General features: G+C 38.1%; 15 protein-coding genes. 5 read left to right on the top strand and 10 right to left on the bottom strand.

Annotated features, from left to right (window positions below):
* Positions 1-3 precede the first annotated feature (3 nt).
* The 5 genes from BM179_RS04810 to BM179_RS04785 all read left to right on the top strand — a co-directional run bounded on the left by BM179_RS04810 (position 4) and on the right by BM179_RS04785 (position 6,758).
* Entirely contained in the window at positions 4-1,428 is a 1,425-nt protein-coding gene (locus BM179_RS04810) for a RagB/SusD family nutrient uptake outer membrane protein (protein WP_092013026.1), read from the top strand.
* Positions 1,428-2,621, top strand: a complete 1,194-nt coding sequence (locus BM179_RS04805) for an alginate lyase family protein (RefSeq protein WP_092013023.1) — start codon at positions 1,428-1,430, stop codon at positions 2,619-2,621. The genes BM179_RS04810 and BM179_RS04805 overlap by 1 nt, the downstream gene beginning before the upstream one ends.
* Positions 2,622-2,682: 61 nt before the next feature.
* The gene (locus tag BM179_RS04800) at positions 2,683-3,870 is read left to right on the top strand and encodes a glycoside hydrolase family 88 protein (RefSeq protein ID WP_092013020.1); all 1,188 of its coding nucleotides are present in this window, start codon (positions 2,683-2,685) and stop codon (positions 3,868-3,870) included.
* A gap of 10 nt (positions 3,871-3,880) precedes the next feature.
* Entirely contained in the window at positions 3,881-5,041 is a 1,161-nt protein-coding gene (locus tag BM179_RS04795) for an alginate lyase family protein (RefSeq protein ID WP_092013017.1), read from the top strand.
* Positions 5,042-5,432: 391 nt separating this feature from the next.
* Positions 5,433-6,758 carry an SGNH/GDSL hydrolase family protein gene (locus BM179_RS04785; RefSeq protein WP_092013010.1) on the top strand — a complete coding sequence of 442 codons (1,326 nt, stop codon included), beginning with the start codon at positions 5,433-5,435 and terminating at the stop codon, positions 6,756-6,758.
* 9 nt (positions 6,759-6,767) lie between these two features.
* Here the strand turns inward: BM179_RS04785 and BM179_RS04780 are convergent, their stop codons facing one another.
* The 10 genes from BM179_RS04780 to BM179_RS04735 all read right to left on the bottom strand — a co-directional run bounded on the left by BM179_RS04780 (position 6,768) and on the right by BM179_RS04735 (position 18,398).
* Positions 6,768-7,343 (bottom strand): uracil-DNA glycosylase family protein, encoded by a 576-nt coding sequence (locus BM179_RS04780; protein WP_092013006.1) that lies wholly within the window; start codon positions 7,341-7,343, stop codon positions 6,768-6,770.
* A gap of 205 nt (positions 7,344-7,548) precedes the next feature.
* Positions 7,549-8,655, bottom strand: a complete 1,107-nt coding sequence (locus BM179_RS04775; protein ID WP_092013003.1) for a Fic family protein — start codon at positions 8,653-8,655, stop codon at positions 7,549-7,551.
* Positions 8,656-8,864: 209 nt separating this feature from the next.
* On the bottom strand, positions 8,865-9,197 hold the full coding sequence (locus tag BM179_RS04770) for a hypothetical protein (RefSeq protein WP_092013000.1): 333 nt from the start codon (positions 9,195-9,197) through the stop codon (positions 8,865-8,867).
* A gap of 30 nt (positions 9,198-9,227) precedes the next feature.
* Positions 9,228-9,833 carry an AbiV family abortive infection protein gene (locus BM179_RS04765; protein WP_092012997.1) on the bottom strand — a complete coding sequence of 202 codons (606 nt, stop codon included), beginning with the start codon at positions 9,831-9,833 and terminating at the stop codon, positions 9,228-9,230.
* 246 nt (positions 9,834-10,079) lie between these two features.
* Positions 10,080-11,459: a tRNA uridine-5-carboxymethylaminomethyl(34) synthesis GTPase MnmE gene (gene mnmE / locus BM179_RS04760; protein ID WP_092012994.1), complete on the bottom strand. Its 1,380-nt coding sequence runs from the start codon at positions 11,457-11,459 to the stop codon at positions 10,080-10,082.
* Between the two features lie 297 nt (positions 11,460-11,756).
* A complete protein-coding gene (locus BM179_RS04755; protein ID WP_092012991.1) occupies positions 11,757-12,041 on the bottom strand; it encodes an SCP2 sterol-binding domain-containing protein in 285 nt (94 codons plus the stop codon).
* Positions 12,042-12,210: 169 nt separating this feature from the next.
* A complete protein-coding gene (locus BM179_RS04750) occupies positions 12,211-13,494 on the bottom strand; it encodes a sugar MFS transporter (protein ID WP_092012989.1) in 1,284 nt (427 codons plus the stop codon).
* Between the two features lie 210 nt (positions 13,495-13,704).
* Complete coding sequence (gene nagB / locus BM179_RS04745) at positions 13,705-15,636, bottom strand: glucosamine-6-phosphate deaminase (RefSeq protein ID WP_229632897.1); 1,932 nt, start codon at positions 15,634-15,636, stop codon at positions 13,705-13,707.
* A 464-nt stretch (positions 15,637-16,100) separates the two neighbouring features.
* Positions 16,101-17,453 (bottom strand): Gfo/Idh/MocA family protein, encoded by a 1,353-nt coding sequence (locus tag BM179_RS04740; protein WP_092012986.1) that lies wholly within the window; start codon positions 17,451-17,453, stop codon positions 16,101-16,103.
* A 75-nt stretch (positions 17,454-17,528) separates the two neighbouring features.
* Positions 17,529-18,398, bottom strand: coding sequence for a sugar phosphate nucleotidyltransferase (locus BM179_RS04735; RefSeq protein ID WP_092012982.1), 870 nt, complete (start codon positions 18,396-18,398; stop codon positions 17,529-17,531).
* Positions 18,399-18,412: the final 14 nt, after the last annotated feature.

Below are 18,412 nucleotides of genomic sequence, written 5' to 3'. Positions count from 1 at the left end.
AAAATGAAAAAGATATTATTAATCATAACCAGTTGCTTAGCTATTTTTTCTTCCTGCAAAGATTTTCTTAAAGAAGAACCTTACAGCTTTCTGAGTAATTCAAACTTTTATCAAAACGAAAATGATGCTTTAGCAGCACTGAATGGTGTTTTTACTCCCATGCAGGCCCAATCTTTCTACGGCAGAACAGCCTGGTTAATTACCGAGCTTACCGGCGATAATCTATTAGCTCTCGGAAACGCCACAGTGGATCGCGGAACTTTAAACAATTATACTTTTACGGCCTCAAACGGAGAGATCAGCAACTGGTGGAATCAAAACTATCTGATGATTAACCGGGCCAATGATGTGATCGTTAATGTCCCTAACATCAGTATGGATACAACCCGAAGAAATGACATTGTCGGGAATGCTAAATTTTTGCGTGCTTTAGCCTATTTTGAATTGATGAGAACTTTCGGGGATTTGCCTGTTTTTCTGGCACCAACCGGAGCACAGTCTAATCTTACTCCTTCCAGAACTCCTGTGGCAGATATTTACAAACTGATTATTCAGGATTTGAAATATGCCGAGGCGAATTGTTTGCCTGAAAATAAGATTGCGACAGTCAACAAAGGCCGGGTTTCTTCAGGTGCGGCGTCGTCTTTACTGGCCAAAGTGTATCTGACACGTGCATCAACATCAGCTGCTGCTCCTGGAGATTATGCAGATGCGCTCAACCAATGTAATAAGGTGATTAATTCAGGTTTGTATAAATTATTGCCTGTATATGCTGATATCTTTGATTGTAATAAAAAGAATGGCGCTGAGCATATTTTCTCCGTACAATTTGAAATGCCGCCAAGTACCGGAAATATCGTGATCAGAATGATGTACCCGACTCAAAGTGGCGGATCTGCTTCATTTGGTGCTTCAACTTCTCTGTTCAACTCATATACCAAGGCCGACAGCACCCGGAAAAACTGGAATGTTACCAATAAATCCGGTACAACAACAGTATCGCCCTACTTCTTTAAATACCGTGATTCTCAGTGGACTTCTCAGTCTAATAACTCAAGAACAAACTGGCTTATTCTTCGTTATGCTGATGTTTTGTTAATGCAGTCAGAGGCTATGAATCAATTAGATGCAGGAGATGCGAAGAAATTTGACGGAATCAATAAAGTAAGAACAAGAGCCGGTCTGGCTGGATTAAACCTGAGCAATACGCCTGCAAAAGATAACTTTGTGGATGCTTTACTCAACGAAAGAGCCTGGGAGTTATGTATGGAAGGGCATCGCCGCTGGGATCTGCTCCGCATGGGAAAACTAAAACAAGTAATGCAGGCAAATCGTGGGGTTACGGTGCAGGATAACCAATTGCTGTTGCCAATCCCTCAGACTGAGCTTGACTTAAATCCAAATCTGAAACAAAATCCGGGTTTCTAATGAAAGTATATCTGTTTTTTTTATTAATTGTTTGTAACGGGATTTCAGGAGTCTGCCAAAAGGCTCCTGAAACTTTATTGATAAATTCTCAGGATTTATGGAGTAAAAAGCAAAGAATTTATGTCGGAGATACCAGCTTGCTTCCCGCCTACCGTAAAATGATTCTTGAGGCAGATCGCATTGTTAAAGCAGGAGAAGTTTATTCTGTAATTAACAAAATACCTGTCCCGCCGAGTGGCGACAAACATGACTATATGTCGCAGGCTCCCTATTGGTGGCCGGATCCGAATAAACCTGACGGAAAACCTTATATCAGGAAAGATGGGGAAAGAAATCCGGAAATAAAAGGAATCACAGATCACGATCAGCTTGATAAGCTGATTCATGATACCGAAATACTGGCTTTATCCTATTTTTTTACCGGAAAGGAGTCTTATGCCAGGCAAGCTTCAAAATTACTCACCATATGGTTTTTTGATGAAAAGACCAGGATGAATCCGAACCTGAATTTTGGTCAGGGTATCCCGGGTATAAATAATGGACGGGGTATCGGTATTATAGAAACCAGAAATCTGGTAAAAATCTGTGATGCAGCCATACTTATTTCTCCCTCTCAACATTGGAGTCAAACTGCTCAGGAAAAACTCAGAAATTGGTTCAGCGCTTATACCGACTGGTTATTAAATTCTGAAATCGGAAAAGATGAAGCTGACGAGCATAATAATCACGGCACTTTTTACAATGTACAGGTGATGGCTTATGCCCTATTTACGGGAAATACTTCCCTGGCAAAAAATCAGATTGATTCGGCAAAATCACGTTTACAAAGTCAGCTTAAAACTGATGGCAGCCAGCCATTTGAACTGGCCCGAACACTTCCATATGATTATGCAAGCATGAACCTGGAAGGCTTTTTTCAGCTGGCAGCTATGTCTCAGAAACTAAATACAGATCTTTGGAATTATCAGACAGAAGATGGCAAAAGTATCAGAAAAGCCATAGACTGGTTTGTTCCCTTTCTTTCAGGAAAGCAGGTCTGGCCTTACAAACAGTTAAAAAGTCCGACACAGGATCACATGGATGTTTTACTGAAAATGGCCTCTGAAGCGTATCAGTCATCAGATTTTGCTGCCTACGGATGGAAGATTTCTCCTGAAGCATTTTCAGAAGATCTGTCGCAGCTTAAATACTAAGAATTTACCCGAAATTATTCATTATTTACAGATACAAACTCGTCTAATCAATTTGATAAAAATGACCAGAATTACCTCATTTATTGCTTTCTTCTATTGCTGTCTTGCCCTGAATATGAGTCATGCACAGCAGAAAAAAATCGTTAGTCAGGCAGGCAGACAATTTAAGACAGCCTTTGAAGAAATTAAGCTGGCGAAAAACAGGTCGAACGACAAAACCCTGGTCAGTCCAAGGTCATTGAGAGCAGATACCATTTTCCTTGTCTCTCCCAAAGACTGGACCAGTGGCTTTTTTGCCGGAAATCTTTGGTATATGTATGAGCTGAGCGGGGATAAATACTGGATTGAGAAAGCCAGAGAATTTACGGAGCCTCTTGAAATGCAAAAAAACAATGGCACAACTCATGATATGGGTTTCAAGCTTTTTTGCAGCTATGGAAACGGCCTCCGCATCACAGGGGATCCTAAGTACAAAGAGATTTTATTGACTGCTGCGAAAACGTTAAGCACAAGGTTCAATCCTAAAATAGGATGTTTGAGGTCATGGGATCACAATGCGGATAAATGGCAATTTCCGGTAATTATTGACAATATGCTCAATCTTGAATTATTATTCTGGGCAACCAAACAAACCGGAGACTCCTCCTATTATAAAATTGCGACCAGTCATGCCGATAAAACGATGCAGAATCATTATCGCCCTGACAATAGTTCTTATCACGTTATCGGGTACAATCCGGAAACCGGACAGGTAGAAAAGAGAAATACACATCAGGGTTATAGCGATGCTTCTTCCTGGGCAAGAGGTCAGGCCTGGGGATTATATGGCTTTACCATGTGTTTCCGGGAAACTAAAAATAAAGCCTATCTGAATCACGCCGAAAAAATAGCGGCTTATATTCTGAATCACCCTTCTATGCCAAGGGATTTAGTGCCTTACTGGGATTACAATGATCCTAAAATTCCTGATGCTCCGAGAGATGCCTCCGCTGCCGCAGTTACCGCTTCGGCACTTTATGAATTAAGTACCATGAATTTGCCGAAATCAGCATTTTACCTTGAGACAGCCAATAAAATAATGAAATCCTTATCCTCTGAATATACCTGTAAACCGGGTACTAATAAAGGATTTCTCCTGACATCAAGCACCGGACATTTACCAAGTAACCTGGAAGTAAATGTACCAATTGTATATGCCGATTATTATTATCTGGAGGCCTTAAAAAGAGCTAAAAACCTGAAAAAATAAACTCAAAGCCATGATCAGAGTCACACTGTTTTTAGGCATTTTATTGTTTCCTTTTTGCAGTTTCCGGCAAACAGATCTTTCAAAAGAAGTCGGAGGTTTTCTGCGAAAAGATATTCTGGAACAAGCTTCTCTGGCAATGACGCAGCAACCTGTTACCATCACCGCAGCAAGTTGTGAAAGGTCTGCCGGAGGATTACATGATTTTTATTCAGAAGGTGATTATTGGTGGCCGGATGCTAAAAACCCCGGCGGACCTTATATTCAGAAAGACGGCCAGTCTAATCCTGATAATTTCACTGCTCATCGTAAGGCAATGATCCGTTTTAGTCAGATCATTGGTACACTAAGCTCCGCTTACCTGTTAACTAAAGATGAAAAATATGTAAACCAGGCAATTATACACCTCCGTGCCTGGTTTATTGACAAAAACACGGCGATGAATCCATCGCTGCTATATGCACAGGCTATAAAGGGCAAAGCAACTGGCAGAGGAATCGGGATTATTGATACCATTCAACTGATGGAAGTTGCTCAGGGTATCAGGGTAATAGAAAAATCCGGAGTAATGGATAAACATGAATTGACTCAGATCAAAAACTGGTTTGAGCGATATCTGAGCTGGCTTAATACACATCCTTATGGTTTGGAAGAAAAAGAAGCAAAGAATAACCATGGAACCTGCTGGGTTATGCAGGTAGCTGTTTTTGCTAAATTAACCGGAAATCAGCCCCTTATTGATTCATGCAAAAACCGCTTCAAAACAGTTTTGCTGCCTAACCAGCTTGCCCCAAACGGCAGTTTTCCACTGGAATTGAGACGTACAAAACCTTATGGCTATTCACTTTTCAATCTTGATGCCATGGCAAGTATCTGTCATATTTTATCAGATAAACAGGAAAATCTTTGGGATTTCAAGCTGGAAGATGGCAGAACGATGAAAAAAGCCATCGAATTTATGTTTCCCTATGTCGCACAAAAAAACCTCTGGACTTATCCACAGGATGTCATGTATTGGAAAGAATGGCCGGTAGCACAGCCCTTTTTACTATTCGGATATCAGAATTTCGGAGAAAAGAAATGGCTGGAAACCTGGAAAAAGCTACCGCATTTTCCTGAAGAAGACGAAGTAATAAGAAATTTACCCATTAGAAATCCTCTGATCTGGCTATGAGATTATTCTGATTTCATAGCTTTTTTCAGTCCAAACTATTCAATCTGAGACAGTTAATTTTAAAACCTCAATTTTTCAGTCTTTTTGATTCAGGCTGGTATTCAGACAAAACTGATTCATCTAATTATCTCATGCAACCTTTCAGCAGACAGACTTCGTCTTTATGTTGAAAGCAATAGAAATCAATATAACCCTGACATGAGAAATTTTATCCTGATTGTATCAATCCTGCCCTATTTAAATACTTTCCCTCCTCAGAAAATACACATAAGTTCATAAACTTCTTATTCAAAAGCCTCAAATATCCCTGACCCATAATTTATTTCAGACTATATTAATTTTAAGGGCATCTTCTTTAAAATTAATATAGTCCAAAAGCTATTTACTTATTATGATTACTACACTTTTTATCATCTCTGCGTTATTTGTTACCACAGTCTTCCACGGAATAGCGTTGAATGCACTTTTGCTAAGAATAGCATTATTTATTTTTACCTTAACAGTCCTTAAACTTGCCTCCCGCTCGAAGTATCCATTTCTGAAAAATATCTCATTTTCGATCCTCATATTTGCTTTTTTCTGGTTTTTAATAGAGCTTTCAATCTGGGGTTTGGCAAAATCCGGTTGTTTAAAAATTAATTACCCGAGCAATGTGCTTCTTTCCGTAAATGCCAATGTCGAAAAAACCGATCGAAAACCATTTTGGGGAGATTTTAGTGAAGTTTTCGGAAGATGGAGACTTCCTAACGATTCCATTCAGAAATTGCGCTGTGAAGACAACAGTGTATTGAAATATCAAACAAATAGCTTTGGTGCCAGAGATAAAGAAAGAAGTCAATACAACAATACCTCAAAAAAGAGAATTATTATGCTTGGTGACTCATTTATTGAAGGGATTATGGTAAATACCCGGGATCGTCTTTCTGATCTTCTTGAAAAAAATACCGGAAATGAACATCTGAACTTTGCCATTGTCGGAGCAAGTCCGATCAATTATTATTTGATTTATAAGTCATTAGCTAAAAAATTAAGTCATGATGTTGTCATAATTGGCATACTTCCTGCAAATGACTTTGAAGATTTTTCAGAGGAAGGTACAATCGGATTAATCAATTATCCCATTTACAGGCCTTACTGGAAGAAATCCGGGAATAAATACAACTTGAAATATTCTTTGGCTTCTATCAATCAATCTTATGGATCTCTGGCTATTTATGACAAACCTTCTCTGATCTATGCTACCAAGGATTCTGTTTACCGGAACTTATCTTTTGGTCAAAAGCTACTGATTGAGCTCCGGAGCAGTTCTTATGTTTTTGGATTTATCGGAGAAATGGTGAGTAAGCAGGCTCGGGATAAGTATAACCAAACAAGTATTTTTGAAGAATATCCAAAAGAAAAATGGCCTGAATTCAGCTATTCTTTAGAAAAGCTCCTTGAAGAGTCAAAAGAGAAAAAAGTACTTGTTTTGACAATTCCCATTCTGAAAGAAATCAAAATCTATCAAAAAAATCAGAAAAACGAACTTGCTCCAAAGATGGCCTCATTTCTTAAAAATAAAGGTGTTAGCTATATTGATCTTCTCCCGATTCTGGCCAAAAACCAGGAACCTGAATCTTTATATCAATCATGCGATGGACACTGGAATGAGAACGGAGAAAAGTTTGTATCTGAAACATTGCTAAAACACCCTGTTTATCAGGAAATTATAAGATAAAAACACAAATCAGTTTTCCAGAATATGGTTTATTTTTATTTTTAATTCAGGCAAAACCTCTTTCCCAAACCATTCATTTTTAGCCTGCCAGATATTATTTCTGGGCGAAGGATGAGGAAGGGGAAAATATTCAGGTAAATAATGCTGAAAATGCTGAACAGTTTCAGTGAGAGTACGTTTTGTTCTATCTCTTAAATAATAGTTCTGGGCATATTGCCCGATTAGTAAAATGAGTTTTACGTCCGACATAAATGCCAGTAATTTGCCATGCCACAAAGGAGCACATTCCGGTCTGGGAGGTAAATCCCCGGTTTTGTCTTTTCCCGGATAACAAAATCCCATCGGCATTAAAGCGAACAGGTCGGTGTCATAAAAGACTGATTTATCAATCCCCAGCCATTGTCGTAGATTATCTCCGCTTTTATCATTCCAGGGAATCCTGGTATTGTGAACAATTTTTCCCGGTGCTTGTCCAATAATAACAATTCTGCTCTTCGCACTGGCAGTAACAACAGGATTTGCCCCCAAGGCAAGGTAATTCTCACAGACCCTGCAACTTTTAATTTGTTCGAGGAGTTGATCCATTTAGAAAAAGAGAGATTGAAGATGAATTAGTTGATTACTGCTCTATTGTGTGATCAGATATTATTGTTTTTTCTTCAGATTTGTTGAGGAAGGTTAACTCCCATAATGATTCCAGCTAAGGTTATTCACAATAATGCAAAGCTCCACTCCGTCTGCAATAAAAGTTTGTCCGAATTTCGTCAAAATGATTCAATATTATCATTAATTATAGCAATAACAACTCATACCTAACACTTCTTCCTCCTCCATGTGGTTGTAATACACCCATTTCTACTAATGTCAGTAAATCCCGTGTTGCAGTTGCTTTAGACGTTTTAGCAATTGACATATATTTTTTGGCAGACATCCCCCCCTCAAATCCATTGCGTCCGGCTTCCAGCATTTTTTGAATGACTTTTACCTGGCGATCATTTAATTGATTCTTGTGACGGTCAAAAAAATGCGTTTTTTGTAAGGTGAAATCGATCAGCTGTCTGCTTTCTTTTTGTGCTTTCAAGGCAATTTCAACAAAATACTGAACCCAATCTGTAATTTCATTACTCCTTTGAGCATGTTCCAGCTTGGCATAATATTTCTTCCTATCAGCTTCTACAGTTCGGGATAAACTCATCATAACAGGTCTTTCTAATGTCTGAGACAATGTTTTTTCAGCTATTGCCCGACCAATACGCCCATTTCCATCTTCAAAAGGATGTATCGTTTCAAAATATAAATGTGCAATAGCCGCCCTGACCGGAGCACTATTAATCGGGTTCGCTCCATCAGGTGCAGTTTCATTAAACCAATTAATAAATCGCTCCATTTCCATCGGAACCTGCTGAGATGGAGGAGCCTGAAAATGTATTTTTTCTTTTCCTATACTACCGGAAATAATTTGCATGGGCTCTGTTCCTGTACGCCATTGTCCAACCCGGATCCGCACAGATGTACCCAGAAGTAATCTATGCCACTCCCACAGTTTTTCAACAGTAAGTGGCTCCTGATACGTTTTTCTGACATCAACCATTAATTGTCCGATACCCAGAGATTTCTGATCCCGAACGGGTAACAGAATTTCATTTAATCCCAGATTATTTCGGATTGAGGACATCACATCTTCTCTGCTTAAAAACTCTCCTTCTATTTCAGACGTTTTGATGGCTTCAGACAACATCACTTCTACCAAAGATTCTTCCTGAATATCCTTAGGCAAAGACTTCAGGATACCCGTAATTTCTCCTGTTTCCAGAGAAAAATCATAAAGTAATGATTCAAAATTCTTTAAAGAATAATTAAAATCAGGCCAATCCTCTAGTTCCCAGTTATATCTCATGAGCCGAATAAATTACATATTTGGCTCAAATATAGCAAAAACCTGAGCCGAATAAAATAAATATTCGGCTCAGGTTCTGAATGTTTTGTTTTTTGTGCGATGATCTCTACATCCTGACACAGAAAACACAAACTCACTTTAAATCAATTGTTTATATACTTTAACGTACAAAATTATGTTTGAAATTTGAATTGATAACGAAAAGACTTTTACTTAACAAGATTTTTTGTTTTACGAAAATGTTCTTTAATGCATTTTTCTGGGACAATGTGCTCTTCACCATTTTCGTTTAAAATTTTTTCGTTTTCCGGTGAGATATAAATTTTACCTTTTATAAAACATTCTAAACCATTAGCCATCTTTAAAGTTTTTATACATAAATATTCGTCTCCTTTTTGGATAATTAAGTCGTCCTGATAATATTTCTCTATCGACAATATTTCTTGTATAGTATCTTTTAATTTTAAAACTTCTTGCTCGCTTAAATCTAAATTATATTCTTTCTTGAAGAAAGATTGTAAGTCTTTTATACGTTGATTCATTTTTAGCTAAAATGATTTTATTTATTACTATTATTTCATGAACCCTTTTGTCCCTATTTGTTCTCCTTCTTGTACCGTTACTTCATGTATACGATGAAGTCCAACTTCAACAGCTTTTATAATGGACTGAGCATACTCTTTAATTATTTTTTCATTTGGCTTGGATACTTTTTTTAGATGAAAGTCTACATCAACATACATAGCCTGCATTTTTTTGTTGAAATCAAAATCTTCAATTTCAATTGAATCTATGAGATAGGAATATACAGGGATTGAATTACCATCTAGCTGTATCCATTTTACTCGATTAATCTTTTTTTCATGATCTCTGTAACTACTTTTAAAATCTTTTTCAGTTATATATCCGGTAAAAGTATCCGCAGCTAATTGAGACTTTGAAATCTCTTCTAGAGCCGCCATTCCTAAGAAATAAGCTCTTTCATAGGATTCATTATTAAAAAGTAGTTGGGCTTCAGATAATAAACTTTTAGCTTCAGATAAAGAGGCTACATATATCTCTAAATAAAACTCGAATTTAGAACTATCTTGTCCATTTAATTCATTCATTAATCTGGCTTTTAATATACCTGGACATGATAAACTATCAATATAATTTAATTCAAAAGAAAAGTCCATACTTGTTAATATTTTAACTTTTAAACAAAAATACCTGATACACTAATTAAAGGACATCAATTGCTATATTTCTTATTTGTCTTTTAGCAACTTCTCAATAATCTGTATTCTCATAATTTCGCCAATTGAGGTGTGAAAAGCTATGACATAAAAGTATCAAATAACCCCCAAACAAGAAACTATTTCATTAATTATAAACCATTTAAATGAATTTCATTTTCTTTTGTTGTGACTATTTTTGGTGACTTACTTCCCGATACAAAACTTCGAAAAGATATTTGCCAGTAAATCATCTGTGGTAATTTGCCCGGTGATTTCTCCTAAATGATGTAAGGCAAATCTGATATCCTGCGCCAGAAAATCTCCTGTAATGCTATGATCCAGTCCTTCCAGTACATTATTCAATGCTTCATGCGTTTGTAAAAGATGCTGATAATGTCTTAAATTCGTCACTACGGTATCTCCGGATTTCACTTCTCTGGTTTTTACCTTACGGGTCAATTCAGCCTTCAAATCCTGAATATTGAGGTCTTCAAGCGCTGAAATCCATAAAATTCCGGCAAAATTCTGCTCAAATTCTGCTTTCTTTTCTATCGAAATCTTATCCAGTTTATTCCCGATCAGCAAATAAGGCGTACCACTCGCCATAAATTCTGTCTCCTGCTCTTTCATCTGACTCATTTCTATTTCAGAAGCATCAAAAAGATAAAGGATCATGCTGGCTTTCTCAATCTGTTGCAGGGTTCTTTCTACTCCGATCGCTTCAATGGTATCAGCAGTTTTACGCAAACCTGCGGTATCAATTAACCTGAACCGGATTCCTTCTATAAACAACTCATCTTCTATCACGTCACGGGTAGTCCCGGCTATGTCTGAAACAATTGCTTTTTCCTCGTTCAATAAACGATTGAGCAACGTTGATTTTCCGGCATTCGGTTTCCCGACAATCACAGTCGGTACACCGTTTTTAATCACATTTCCCATTTCAAAACTCTCAATCAAGGGAACCAGCACTTTTTGAATGCGATCAATGAGCTGGCGTAAATCATCACGATCAGCAAACTCCACATCTTCCTCACCAAAATCAAGTTCCAGCTCAATCATTGAGGCAAAATGAATCAAAGCCTCCCGTAATTGAGCTATTTGTTTGGAAAACCCTCCCCGAACCTGATTGATAGCAGTTTGATGCGAAGCCTCAGAATCAGAAGCAATCAAATCTGCAACCGCTTCTGCCTGAGCAAGATCAAGCTGCCCGTTCAAAAAAGCTCTTTGGGTAAATTCTCCCGGATGAGCCAGCCTCGCTCCTTCCCGAAGGAGTATTTTGATGATTTTCCGGATAATATAGTCGGAAGCATGACAGGAAATTTCTACCGAATCTTCCTTCGTATATGAGGTCGGGGCTCTGAATAATGAAACCAGCACTTCGTCTATCACAACTTCATCCGGCTGCCCTATTTTATCCCGGATTGTTCCGAAATGTATGGTATGCGAAGCTTGTTTTTCCAGGTTTTTCCCCCTGAATATTTTATTGACGATCTGTATAGTATCTGGCCCCGATACTCTGATTACTGCGATTGCTCCTATGCCCTGAGGGGTTGCCAGGGCACAAATGGTATCTTGATTCATATTAATGAGCTTCCTGATTACCGGAGGATGATATTTTTGTCTGTCCGGTTTTTATCTGATTCAACTAATCTCCTTATGATTCTGAAAAACAGAATATTCTGCAAAAATACGATAAAAGCCTTATATATTTCCAACAGGCCTCATGGAGAGAAACCGTCTTTCTTACAGGACGAACTGCAAACAGAACTGCAAAGGCTGTTCAAACAGTTCCCCAACAAAAAATGCAGATCGTTCAGATCTGCATTCCGGCAAATTATATTTTTCTTCTGCTTTTGAAAGCAGGGAGAAGTTTTCTTTCTAAAAAAGTGACTGCAATTTCATTGCCACACCCATATCGCCTGAGATTTTAAGCTTTCCAAACATCATGGCAGTCATTGGATTTAAATCTCCTGTCATAAGGCCCTGAAGGTCTTTCAAGCTTACTTTAATCGTGCAATCCGCCGTATCATCAGTATTTGAAACCTGACCATCCTGTGAGATAAAAATATTTCCTTCGTCTGTGTCAAATTTGATAGATGAGCCTAAGCCTCCTTTCTGAGAAGCTATATTGGTAATTTTGTCTGTAAGTTCTGAGAATGTCATTTGAGAAAGGTTGTTTTACAAATTCTGCTCAAAGTTATGCAAGCATACTAATCAAACAATAGCTTTCAGGAATTTTTCTCAGATTTTTAACAGTTTCTCAACAAAAATGGGCTGTTTATTGACGGCTTTTAAACTAATGCCTTCGATAAACAGCCCGTTTTTACAGGAATTATTTGATATGCAATCCGGCTTTATGACCTTTGATAGCAAAAAATAAAATATATAGATAACAAGGCATTACCGTTGTAAAATATGCAATCTGGAAGTTTAAATGAATAGTATCTTTCAAAAATGCATATATAAACGGCATCAAGGCACCACCTGCAATACCCATAATCATGATGGCTGAACCAATTTTGGTAAACTTACCTAAATGGCTGATTCCTAATGGAAAAATAGCAGGCCACATCAGTGCATTTGCCAGACCCAGCAACGCTACGAAAATAACAGCAAACCAGCTTGAAATGGCAACAGATAAAATGGTAAAAATGATACCTAAAACAGCACAGATTCTGAGTGCTTTTTGTTGCGAAATGTATTTTGGGATAGCAATGATTCCAAAAACATATCCGATCAGCATACTGAATAATGTCAATGATGTCAGTTTCCCGCTTATTTCCGGTTTAATCCCTAACTCACGGGCATAAACACCAATAATATCTCCGGCCATTACTTCAGCTCCTACATATACAAAAATGCAAAGCGCCCCTAAAAACAAATGCGGAAACTGAAAAATACTCTGATGTCTGACAACAACACCTTCTGTTTCATCAACAATATCCTCTTCTACTTCAACTTCCGGCAAATCTGTAAATTTAATAACCGCAGCAAAAAGACAGAAAACGATTGCCAAAACAATATAAGGCATATTGACACGCCCTAAAACATCATTTAACAATTGTTCATGTGCCGCTCCGGTAGAAGCCTGAATCTGTTTTTCAACGGTAGAAGCATTTTTCAAAAACAAACTTCCCATAATTAATGGTACAATCATCCCTGCAAATTTATTGCAGACACCCGCCATACTTATACGCTTTGCCGCACTTTCTATGGGTCCGATAATGGTTAAATAAGGATTCGAGGCCGTTTGCAACAGTGCCAAAGCAGATCCCTGAACAAAAATACCTGTTAAAAACAAGCCGAATGTTCTGGTTTGAGCAGCCGGGATAAAAATCAGAGAACCCAGACCTAATACTATCAAACCTAAAACTATTCCATTTTTAAACCCTACCTTTCTCAATATCCATGACGAGGGTAAGGCCAGAAAGAAATAAGCCATATACGAAGCAAATGTTACAAAAAAGGCTTGTAAATCTGATAGGCCGAACGAAAGTTTAAAGAATGGAATTAAAGTACCATTTGCCCAGGTTACAAACCCAAAAATAAAAAACAGGGCACAAATGATAGCTAACGGTTTTGATCCATAATTCTGGACATTTTTTGTGTTTGACATAGTTATTTTTTCGTTATTCGTTGCTAAGTGGTCTATTTGCTTGTGATGTTTTTCAGTTCAGCTTCCGGATTTTTCTTCTTTTTCCTGATATCTTAAGATTGAAGATATACTTTTTATTGGTCTTTATTCCGGTTAAGGAATATTTTCCGAAATAAAAGCAGGTTATCAGTCAGGATATTAACAAAGACTAAAAACCCGGAAGCTTCATTTTTAATAATGATATCTTACAAAGGCCTCTATAGCTGCATACTCCGCCAGACCTAATTTGTTGTATAATTCTGCCGTAGCCTGGTTACGGTCTTCCGCTCTTTGCCAGAACTCTCTGGAATCACTTCCCTGGAATACCACTCCGTCTTTTTGAGACTGGTGCTTAAATATCCCGTAACGTTTTTGTAAAACCTGAGTCGGACTCATCGGAACTGCCATCTCAATTTCATGAATATTCCATTCTGCCCATGCTCCGCGATACAACCAAACCCAGCAGTCATTCATATATTCTTCTTTTTTCAATCTGGCCAAGGCTTCGAATATTGCATCCAGACAAACCTTATGTGTTCCGTGCGGATCGGCAAGATCTCCTGCGGCATAAATCTGATGAGGTTTGATTTCTGCAATGATATCTGCTACAATCTGAACATCTGCTTCACCGATCGGATTCTTCTGAACAGCTCCTGTTTCATAGAAAGGCATGTTCAAAAAGTGAGCATTTTCAGTAGGAATTCCTACAAAGCGACAGGTAGCTTTAGCTTCTCCCTGACGAATCAGGCCTTTCACATATCTTACTGAAGGAATATCTATTTCACTGTTCTTTTTATCTTTCAAAAATGTTCTTGCCTCTTCAAAAACCTTTCCGTACTTATCGTTCTCAAGGTTGAATTTTTCATTGAAATCCACCAGAAAATCAATAAACCGAAGGGCCTCATCATCTGCGACAGCGATGTTTCCGGAAGTCTGATAAGCAACATGCACCTCATGTCCCTGATCTACCAGACGCTGGAATGTTCCACCCATTGAAATAATATCGTCATCCGGATGCGGACTGAAGATCAAAACTCTTTTCTGAGCAGGAACAGCTCTTTCCGGTCTGTTTACATCACTGGCGAAGGATTTTCCACCTGGCCAGCCTGTAATTGTATGCTGTAAACCCTGAAAAACCTGAATATTAATATCGTAAGCCTGTCCATAATTAGCGAGAAGATCACTCAGACCATTTTCATTATATTCTCTATTGGTAAGTTTCAGAATTGGTTTATTCAGACTCAAAGCCAAATGAGTTACCGCTTTTTTAGTCATTACCTTATCCCAAACCACATCTTCCAGTAACCAAGGTGTTTTGCGGCTAGTCAATTCTGCAGCACTGGCTTCATCCAATACGAATTTTACATTGACATGGCCTTGCAGATATGAAGCCGGAACAGCTTCTGTTACAGAGCCTTCAATCGCTTTCTTGATAATTTCAGCCTTATGTTCTCCAAAAGCCAGCAATACCACTCTCTTCGCATCCATAATGGCTTTTACACCCATGGTTATCGCTCTGCGCGGAACTTTTGCCAAAGAACCAAAATCTCCGCTTGCATCTATTCGGGTAGTAATGTCCAAAGTCATCAATCTGGTACGGGAATTGATTAGTGATCCTGGCTCATTAAAACCAATGTGTCCGTTACGACCTATTCCAAGTATCTGAAAATCCAGGCCGCCCAGTTCCTCAATCATTGCCTCATAATGCTGGCAAAAAGCTGAAAGTTTTTCCAAAGGCAATGTTCCGGTAGGAATATGGCAGTTTTCAGGTAAAATATTAACATGATCGAATAACTGCTCTTTCATGAAACGGTGATAACTCTGAACAGCATCCGGTTCGATGTGATAATACTCGTCCAGGTTAAAAGTAATCACATTTTCAAAACTAAGATCTCCTTCCTGATACATTCTGATTAACTCAGCATATACCTTTTTCGGAGTGGAACCTGTTGCAAGTCCAAGTACAGCCGGTTTTCCGGCAGCATTTTTACGACGAATGATTCCTGCTATTTCCTGGGCTACAGCTTTGGAAGCTTCTGTAGCATCCTTAAAAATACTGGTCGGAACTCTTTCTAAAGAAACTGACTCTTTTTCTAATTCCATTGGTTCTGCAATTTCAATCATGATTTGTTAATCTTTTGTTTGGATAAGAAATAAAACCATATTCGTTTTATTGACCCAATAATTAATTTTTTATTAAAATAAGAAATATATTGCCGATTAAAAACTTAAAATACGGTAATTTTTAATACTTTTCAGTCATAAACGGCATGAATTGTTCAATTTTTAAACAAAAATATATGATTTCAACATTCAAACATACAAAAGATGGAATTATAGAACCAAATTATTTTAATTATTATTGATTAATAAATTAAAAATAATTTAATAGGCAATAAAATGCCGATTATTAAAATAAATCGAACGAAGCACTGAGAATAAGAGAAGCATTTACATTAGATTCAGCAATAAATTACTGAAAACAAAAAAGGTCTTAAAAAATTAACACCCGCCAGAGATTTGACTCAACTGACGGGGTAATTGGTTGTTCTATCCACCTAACATTTATCCCAAAACTTATTAATTTTCTATAGTGCAAATATTGGCTTATTTGTCTTCCATTTTCCACGGGTGAAATCCGGAATCTGAACAGGCATAGAACCTTTAGCAATAGATTGTTCCGAAAGAGGGCTGATTGCCGACCATGCTGCGGCATCATACACGTCAATCGGAGGTGTTGTTTTATTTTTAACTGAATTAATGAAATCCCGGATTACGAAATAGTCCATTCCGCCATGTCCTGCACCTTCCGCTGCTTTGCCGGATTCCTGCCAGAACTTGTGGTCATACTTTTTCATATACTCTGTATCCGGCTCCCACTGATCATGTGTTTTAGTAACTTTATCGATATAAATCTGATTACCATCATCCATCCAGATACCGTTATCTCCCTGCACTCTGAAGCCTAAGGAATAAGGTCTCGGAGAGTTGGTATCATGGGTAATAAGAATCGTCTCACCATTTGCACATTTGATCATAGTCTGTACAATATCCCCTAATTTGAACTTTACTTTAGCATTAGGATGATTTTCTCCGCCATTATCCACAATGTATTTGTGCAGACCCAATCCTTTTGTAGCCATTGAAGTCAGATAAAGAAACTGATTCCCACGGTTAATATTAATCATTTCAGCAACCGGACCAAGACCATGAGTAGGGTATAAATCTCCGTTGCGGTCAACTGAGTGCTGTGTACGCCATTTTGCTTCGCTGAAACCTTTCGCTCCAAATTCAACTCCTCCTCCGTAAGCCTGCTTTCCGTCGTTGAATTTCACAAAACGAAGGTCATGCTGATAACCACATTGCAAATGGGTAATTTCTCCGAAAAGATTCTGACGAACCATGTTGAGAACAGCCATTACATCACGGCGATAGCATACGTTTTCAAGAATCATGCAATGAGAACCTGTTTTCTCAAATGTATTTACCAGATCCCAGGATTCCTGAAGTGTTACCGTTGCAGAAACTTCTACACCAGCATATTTTCCGGCTTTCATCGCAGCAATAGCCATCGGAACGTGCCATTCCCATGGCGTTGCAATTACCACACCGTCGATATCATCTCTTTTGACCATATTTTCAAAATCATGGTCATTTTTGCCATATACAGCCGGTTCTTTTCTTCCCGCTTTCTGGATCATCTTCTGTGTAATGGCGATCGCATTAGGATCTACATCACAAATAGCCGTAATTTCAACTTCAGGAAAGTTTAGTGTATTCTGAACATGGTTTCTTCCTCTTAAACCAACACCAATAAAGGCAATGCGTACCTTTTTTTCATCAGGTTGTCTGCCAAATATCACATTTGGCATGACAGCAGTTGAAGCCAGTGCAATCGCACCGTTTTTAATAAAGTTTCTTCTATGCAATGTGTTTTCCATAATTTATATTTATTGATTGTGTAAATCTTTTGGTCTAACCGTATCAGAAAAACTACTCCTGAATATCTCTAAACTTTAAACCAGGTCCTGATACGTTTTTGCCAGGTATTCCTGTACCACACTGATATCATATTTACTCGTAAGATCAGGAACGTTTTCCGACAACGGTATCACATATACGGCATTTTTGTCATTTTCTACCAGTAAGCTCACAGAATAAGGCAATTCTTTTTCATTACGTATCGGGTGAAAAGGTGTCTTTTCCAAACATGGAATCAAATCTGAGGCTTCCATGACAAAAGCATTCATACTCACGCCAATTCTTCCATCCCTTAGTTTCAAAGCGCTGGTTTGTTCCTCATCCGGTTTTTCAATAATGTTTTCGAGAAAGCCGTTTTCATTCGTCTTAATAATGGCAAAAGCTTTAATTCTTTCTTCAGGAAACTCAAGGGCTGACTGATCATAGCTAATCAGGGCATTATCATATTTACATTCCCAAAGCAGATTCAAGGCATTTACAGAATAAAGATTATCACTGTTCAGAATAATAAAACGGCCCTTTTGCCATTCCTTATGCTGCTGAAGTGCTTGTAAAACTGCATCAGCCGTTCCGGCCGGCTTTACCCTGTCAGCCGCAATAGTTTGTCTGGCAAAAAGAATTTTGATATTCCAGGTTTTATCCTCCTCCATTAGTTTTTCATAATAGGGCTGCGTAAAATTATCTTCAGGGTGAAGCAACAGCAAAATTTCTTCGAAAGAAGCCAGATGAGCATTGTAAAGTTCATAGTCGATCAATGACTTTCCGGCTTTTCCTACAGAAATCATACCTTTAGTAAGTGTATCAGCCTGCTCAATCAATTTGCTGTCGATATTCTGCAAATTTTCAGCAGCTTTTTTCATTCTTGAAGCCACCCCTCCGGCTAAAATCAGGATTCTCTTTTTCATTATATTTTTATGTT

The organism is Pseudarcicella hirudinis (genome assembly GCF_900115665.1).
Classification (GTDB): domain Bacteria; phylum Bacteroidota; class Bacteroidia; order Cytophagales; family Spirosomataceae; genus Pseudarcicella; species Pseudarcicella hirudinis.
This window is presented reverse-complemented; position numbering and strand designations above follow the sequence as displayed.